This window comes from Phenylobacterium sp. (assembly GCF_035276905.1).
Classification (GTDB): domain Bacteria; phylum Pseudomonadota; class Alphaproteobacteria; order Caulobacterales; family Caulobacteraceae; genus Phenylobacterium.
Window position 1 is genome coordinate 1 of sequence record NZ_DATELG010000208.1, and the last position, 6300, is coordinate 6300.

Genomic DNA, 6300 nt, shown 5'->3' on the forward strand with positions numbered 1-6300 from the left:
GGGACCGCGGCGCCGGCCGCCCTGCCCGCGCGGACACCGGGCCTCTGGGCGCAGAAGGTCTCGAGCCGCGGCATGACCCAGGCCAGCCGCATCTGCCTCGATGCGGCGACGGAGGCGCGCTTCACCTGGTGGGGTCAGAACGCCGGCCAGGGCGCCTGCGGCCACACCAAGGTGACGCCGCGCGTCGGCGGCGGCTGGACCTTCGCCTCCGCCTGCGACATGGGCGAGAACGGCAGGACCGAGACCCGCGGCGAAGTCACCGGCGACTTTTCCAGGGCCTACAAGGTGAGCGCGCAGAGCACCATCTCCGGCGCCCGCGCGCCGTCGATGAACGGAACCCACGCCATGACGCTGGAGGCCAGCTGGCAGGGGCCCTGTCCTGCCGGCATGCGGCCCGGGGACATGCTCCTGCCCGGCGGCATGAAGATCAACCTGCTGCAGATTTCGGCCCGGTGATGTCGGCGCGGGCGAACCAACGCCGTCCTTAGGCCGTCAATTCAAGCGAATTTGGAGAGCGAACATGGCCGTCCCCGTCGACATCAAGCCTGAGAACGACCGCGAGCTGGTGATCGGCCGCAGGATCGCCGCCCCCGCCGCGGCGCTCTTTCGCTGCTGGACCGATCCCGCGCTGATCCCCCAGTGGTTCTGCCCCAAGCCGTGGGTCGCCGAAGTGGTGAAGATGGACGTCCGCCCGGGCGGCTCCAGCCAGATGATCTTCAAGGGGCCGGACGGGCAGTCCTTCCCCAACGACGGCGTCTACCTGGAGGTCGTCCCGAACCAGAAGCTGGTCTTCACCGACGCCTACACCGAGGGCTGGCGTACGAGCGAGAAGCCGATGTTCACCGGCGTGATCACCTTCGAGGAGGCCGGGAACGGCGAGACCCTCTATGTCGCCCGCGCCCGCCACTGGACCGACGCGGCGACCAAGCAGCACCAGGAGATGGGCTTCCACGAAGGCTGGGGCGTCTGCGCCGAACAGATGGAGGCGCTGGCCAAGACTTTGTGAAAACGAGCGTCATCCCGGTTTCGCGAAGCGAAGACCGGGATGATGGTGGATCAGGAGGCCGCGCCTCGCACCGCCGCGGCGATGAACCCGCCGCCCAACACACGGGTCGGCGCCTGCGGCGCGTAGAGCACGCAGGCCTGGCCGGGCGCCACGCCTTCCTCGGGCGTGTCGAACGCCACGCCGGGCGCGCCGTCGACCAGCGCCAGGCGTCCCACCGCCGGCTCGCGGGTCGAGCGCACCCGGGCCAGCACCGGGCGGCCGGCTTCGCAGGCCGCCTCGATGGTCGGCGCATCGCCGATCCAGTTGGTCTCCTTCAGCCTCAGCGCGCGCGTCAGCAAGGCCTCGCGCGGGCCGACGACCACCTGGCGGCGGTCGGCGTCGATCTTCACCACGAACAGCGGATCGCCCACCGCCACGTTCAGCCCGCGGCGCTGGCCGATGGTGTAGCGGGTGACGCCCTCGTGGCGGCCGAGCGTGCGGCCGTCGAGGTGGACGATGTCGCCGGGCTCGGCGCCGTGCGGGCGCAGGCGGTCGATCACCGTGGTGTAGCGCCCTTCCGGCACGAAGCAGATGTCCTGGCTGTCCGGCTTGTCGGCGACGGCGAGGCCCAGTTCGGCCGCGGCCGCGCGGACCGCGGGCTTCAGCAGGCCGCCCAGCGGAAAGCGCAGGAAGGCCAGCTGCTCGGCGGTGGTGGCGAACAGGAAGTAGCTCTGGTCGCGCGCCGGATCCGCCGCACGGTGCAGCTCCGGCCCCGCCGGGCCGTCCAGGCGGCGGACGTAGTGGCCGGTGGCCATGGCCGCGGCGCCCAGGTCGCGGGCGGTGTCCAGCAGGTCGCGGAACTTGACCGTCTGGTTGCAGCGCACGCAGGGGATCGGCGTCTCCCCGCGCAGATAGGCGTCGGCGAAGTCCTCGATGACCTGCTCGCGGAAGCGGCTTTCGTAGTCGAGCACATAGTGCGGGATGCCGATGGCGTCGGCGGCGGTTCGCGCGTCGTGGATGTCCTGGCCGGCGCAGCAGGCGCCCTTCTTCTGGATCGCTGCGCCGTGGTCGTAGAGCTGCAGGGTGACGCCGACCACGTCGTAGCCGGCCCGCGCCAGCAGCGCCGCGGTCACGGTGGAGTCCACCCCGCCCGACATGGCCGCCACGATCCGCGTCCCGACCGGCAGGCCCACGGCTTCGCGCGCGGCGGCGATCAGGCCGTCGGGGGCGTCGCTGAGCGTGGCGGAAGCGGTCGTCATGGCCGCCTATTTAGCTGCGGCGTCCCCGGTTTGCGAGGGGCGACCCCGTCACCCCGCCGGCAGGATGCTCAGCAGCGAGGCGCCCTGCAGGGTCTGGAAGACGTGGGCGGCGGCCTGGACGGCCATCTGGGCCATCTGCAGCTGGGTGGCGGCCTGGCCCATGTCGGCGTCGGTGACGTCGCCGATCATGCCGGTGACGGTGGTGTCCTGGGCGGTGACGTTGTCCTTGCTGGTGTCGAGCCGCTTCTGGTTCAGGCCGTTGGCCGCGGTCTGGGTGGTCAGGTCCGAGCGGATGCTGTCCCAGCCCGCCAGCTGCTGCTGGATCCAGGTCTGCTGGGCGGGCGTGAGCGGGCCGTTGAACGGCCCCACGGGAGAGTTTTGCAGGGTGTGCAGGGCGTCGAGCAGCTTCGAGCCGACGTCCGACGCCAAGACGCCGCTGGTCACGCTCGTGGAGTCGTCGATCTTGTTCTGCATCTTGTAGTCGTCGTTGTGGAAGAAGCTCGAGGTGTCGACCGGCGCCGCCGGCGGCGGCGGATCGGTGAGGTCGGCCAAGGCGTTCAGCGACACCGGCTTGGTGTCCACCTGGCCGCCGGCGAACAGGTACTTGCCGTTGTAGCGCGCGTTCATGCCTTCGACCGCGCTCGACACCTGCGCCTCGATGTCGGTCATCATGGTCTCGGAACTGCCGGTGGCCAGCGCGTTCGCCAGCGCCTGGCGGATATTGCCGGCGGCGTCGGTGACCTGGTTCAGCGCCACGTCCTGGCTGGAGAGCCGGTCGGCGACGACCGTGTTCTGGTCCTGATAGCTCTTCAGCCGGGCCTGCACCGTGTGCATGGCGGTCAGCGTGTCGGCGGTCGCCGAATAGGCTTTCAGGTCCGAGCCCTTCTTCTGGGTGGCGACCTGGTTGCCGAAGTACATCTGGCTCTGCTGGGCCTTGGTCAGGTTGGCCAGCACGAGGGCGTAGTTGCCTGCGGTCGAGACGCGGTTCACGGCGACGCTCCGTCAGATCACGAAATCAGGTTGGTGAGCACGTCGAACAGGTCCTTGGTGGCCTGGATCATGCGCGCCGAGGCGTTGAAGGCCTGCTGGTAGGTGGTGAGGTTCACCAGCTCCTCGTCGAGGTTGACGCTTTCCGCCGACTGGCGGCGCGCGTCGGCTTCGGTCTGCACCGCGTCGGCGGCGTCCATCTGGCTCTGGGCGTCGGAGGCCTGGCGGGCGATCGAGCCGGAGAACTCCGAGGCGTAGCGCGACACCGTCATGTTGACCGCGCCGAGGCCGCCGGCGGCGCCGAACTGGCCGTTGACCTCGCCCGACGAGGCCAGCGCCTGTGCGCCGCGCGCGTCGCCGGCGCGCAGCGAGGGCGTGCCGGCGGCGACGTTGAGGTCCAGCTGGGCGAAGGCCAGCCGGCCCGGGTTGCTGGCGATGGTCGGATCGACCTGGAACTGGCTGGCCCGCGACGAGCGCTGGCCGGCGCCGAGGCCGAACAGCTCGCTCATCGACATGCCGCTGCCGGCGCGGGAGGTCTTGTCGGCGACCACCGACATGGTGGCGTTGGCCGGCGGGGAGCCCGCGAAGCTCAGCCGCCCCTGGGCGTCGAGGTTGAACTGGCCGTAGAGCCCGACGCCGGTCGTGGTGTTGTTGAGGGCCGCGAGCAGGTCGGCCATCGTGCCGCCGCCGGGCACCGTCACCGTGACGTCCTGCAGCGTCTTGCCGTCCGGCTGCGACAGGCGAAGGGTGATGGTGTCGCCTGGCGTGAAGCCGTTGGGGTCGGTCGGGGACAGGCCGGTCGCATAGGTCCCCGGGCCGGACGAGCGCACCAGGTCGTTGAGGCCGAAGAAGTGCGAGAAGGCCTTGCCCGCCTTCTGCGAGGTCCCCTCGTCGATCGCGACCCCCAGGCCGCCGGCGCCGGAGATCGACAAGGTCCCGTTGGTGAAGCTGGCGCTGCCCATGCCGCCCATGGCGGCGGTCAGGTCGCTGTCGAAGCTGGCGGGGTTGAAGGCGGTGGCCGGGCCGCCGTCGACGCTGAGCGTCTTGGCGTCGAAATCGATGGTGACCCTCTTCTGGATCACGCCGGAGGAGTCCACCAGGGCGACCGTCGACTGGCCGGTGAAGCCGCTGAGCGCGGTGGCCTCGTCCAGGCCGGTGTCGCGGCCGGTCAGGGTGGTGGGCGGGGGGATCGTGCTGGCGTCGTTGTGGGCGGCGTTCAGCTGGTCGACCGCGCCCTGCACGAACTCGCCCAGTTGGTCGCTCAGGCCCGGCAGGGTGGTGTTGCGCAGGTCCAAGAGGCCGCGGATCTCGCCGCTGTCGAGCTGCAGCGGCTGCGGCGCGCCGCCCGCGGCGGTCGCGGTGATGTTGCCCGGGGCGCCGGCGCTGACGTTGTAGCTGAGGGTCACCGCCCCATCGCCCGCCAGCTTGAGCCCGTCGGCGGTGCGGATGTCGACGCCGCCCCCGGCGTGGGGCGAGACATTGACCCCCATCAGGGCGGTCAGCTGGTTGACCAGCTGGGACTGGATGTTCTCCGCCCCCGAGGCGTCCTGCTGGATCAGCTTGGCGCGGACGATGTCGCCGTTCAGCGAGTTGATCCGCTGCAACAGGTCGTTGACCTGGGAGATGTCGGCGCTGATCCGCGAGTCCATGGTGTCGCTGAGCGAGTTCAGCTGGCTGTTGATCCGCTGGGCCTCGTTGAGGAAGTCCTGGACGTTGGCGACCGACTGGCTGCGCAGCAGGGTCGAGGACGGATCGTTGGCCGCCGCGGCGAAGCCTGAATAGACCGTGTCCAGCCGATTGAAGAAGAAGTTGTCGGTGGTCGGATCGCCAAACAGGCCCTGGGCGGTGTCCATATATTGCGAGAAGGCGCCCCAGCGGCTGGCCTCGCCGGCCGCCGTATAGCTGGCCAGCTCGAGATACTGGTCGGTGACCCGCTTGGTGCCGGTCACCGTGACGCCCATGCCCTGGCCGGCGACGACCGTCGGCTCCTGCAGCACCGTCTTGCGGACGTAGCCGGGCGTGTTGACGTTGGCGATGTTGTCGGAGACCGCGCGCAGACCCATCTGCGCGGCCTGCAGGCCGGAGGTCGCCGTTCTCAGCGCTGCGTTGAGCGACATCCCTTAAGTCTCCGCTCGGCAAACGCTGCGCGGGCGGACGAAACTGCCGGGACATTTCTGTGTCCGCACATTCCGTCAAATTTGCCGCCGATCGCGTAGCGTTCGAAATTCACAAGTTTTTTCAATGCCGAAACCATTCGGGCCCAGGCGAGCTCGCAACGGCCGACGCAAGAGGGGCGCCAGAGCGCCAAGGACCCTCGCGGCCCGGCAGGGAAGGCCCCGCGATACCCGGAAAGGCCCGGCAATTTCAGCCGCAGGCCGCCCGCTTGGCGACGGCGTCGGGCAGATAGTTTAGTAAAATCAGCCCATTGCAGACTGGCGCGAACGTTGCTGCGGCGTCATGGAACTCCCAGCGCAGGATGCGCGCCCTCGCCTTGAGACGTTTGTGTCCGCGTCCACCTTCAACATCACCGCTCCGATGACCCCAGGCGCCAGCGGCGCCCAGCCCGGCAGGGGCGCAGGCGCCGGCGGCCTCGTCGGATTCGACGCCCTGATGAACGCCGTCTTCGCCTCCGCCGAGGGCGTGCTGCAGGCGGGCTTGGCCGGTTCGGCCCAAGCCGGAGCGGCAGTCCCAGGCGTCGCGCCGACCGGCGCGAGCGACTCCATGGGGACGGCGAAGGCGGGCGCGACCGTTCCGGGCCTGCTCCTCGACCCGACCCAGATGGCCGCAGCTTCGGACGCACAGACGGGCAAGACGGGGGGGCCGGATCCGAACCCCATGCTGGGCAAGAACGCCGCCGCCGCGCCGCCCGTCGCGGCCACAGCCCAAGCGGGCCAGACGCCGCCGGTTCCGGCGACCCAGATCGCCGCCGGCGCCGTCCCGCAGGCCAAGGGCTCTCAGCGCGGCGACGTGAAGACCGCGGAGGGCGAGACCAGCCCCGCCAAGGACGTCGACCGCAAGACGGACGCGACCGGCGCCGCCGACATGACCGCGCTGCTGCCGCTGCTCGCC

5 protein-coding genes and 1 pseudogene are annotated in these 6300 nt (G+C 70.4%); 3 read left to right on the forward strand and 3 right to left on the reverse strand.

The window, feature by feature from the left end:
- Together VJS38_RS09700 and VJS38_RS09705 are read left to right on the forward strand one after the other, a co-directional pair.
- Nucleotides 1-456, forward strand: a 456-nt coding sequence (locus VJS38_RS09700) for a DUF3617 family protein (RefSeq protein WP_324087949.1), incomplete at its 5' end; no start/stop codon positions are given.
- A gap of 64 nt (nucleotides 457-520) precedes the next feature.
- Nucleotides 521-1006, forward strand: coding sequence for an SRPBCC family protein (locus VJS38_RS09705; RefSeq protein ID WP_324087950.1), 486 nt, complete (start codon nucleotides 521-523; stop codon nucleotides 1004-1006).
- A gap of 50 nt (nucleotides 1007-1056) precedes the next feature.
- Here VJS38_RS09705 and mnmA read toward each other — a convergent pair whose 3' ends face one another.
- Genes mnmA through flgK form a run of 3 tightly spaced genes read right to left on the reverse strand, consistent with a single transcriptional unit; the run spans nucleotide 1057 to nucleotide 5348 of the window.
- Nucleotides 1057-2244, reverse strand: coding sequence for a tRNA 2-thiouridine(34) synthase MnmA (gene mnmA / locus VJS38_RS09710; protein ID WP_324087951.1), 1188 nt, complete (start codon nucleotides 2242-2244; stop codon nucleotides 1057-1059).
- Between the two features lie 48 nt (nucleotides 2245-2292).
- Complete coding sequence (locus tag VJS38_RS09715; RefSeq protein WP_324087952.1) at nucleotides 2293-3234, reverse strand: flagellin; 942 nt, start codon at nucleotides 3232-3234, stop codon at nucleotides 2293-2295.
- Between the two features lie 17 nt (nucleotides 3235-3251).
- On the reverse strand, nucleotides 3252-5348 hold the full coding sequence (gene flgK, locus VJS38_RS09720; RefSeq protein WP_324087953.1) for a flagellar hook-associated protein FlgK: 2097 nt from the start codon (nucleotides 5346-5348) through the stop codon (nucleotides 3252-3254).
- A 385-nt stretch (nucleotides 5349-5733) separates the two neighbouring features.
- Between flgK and VJS38_RS09725 the strand changes: the two are divergent.
- Nucleotides 5734-6300, forward strand: a pseudogene (locus VJS38_RS09725) (hypothetical protein); the annotation flags it as partial.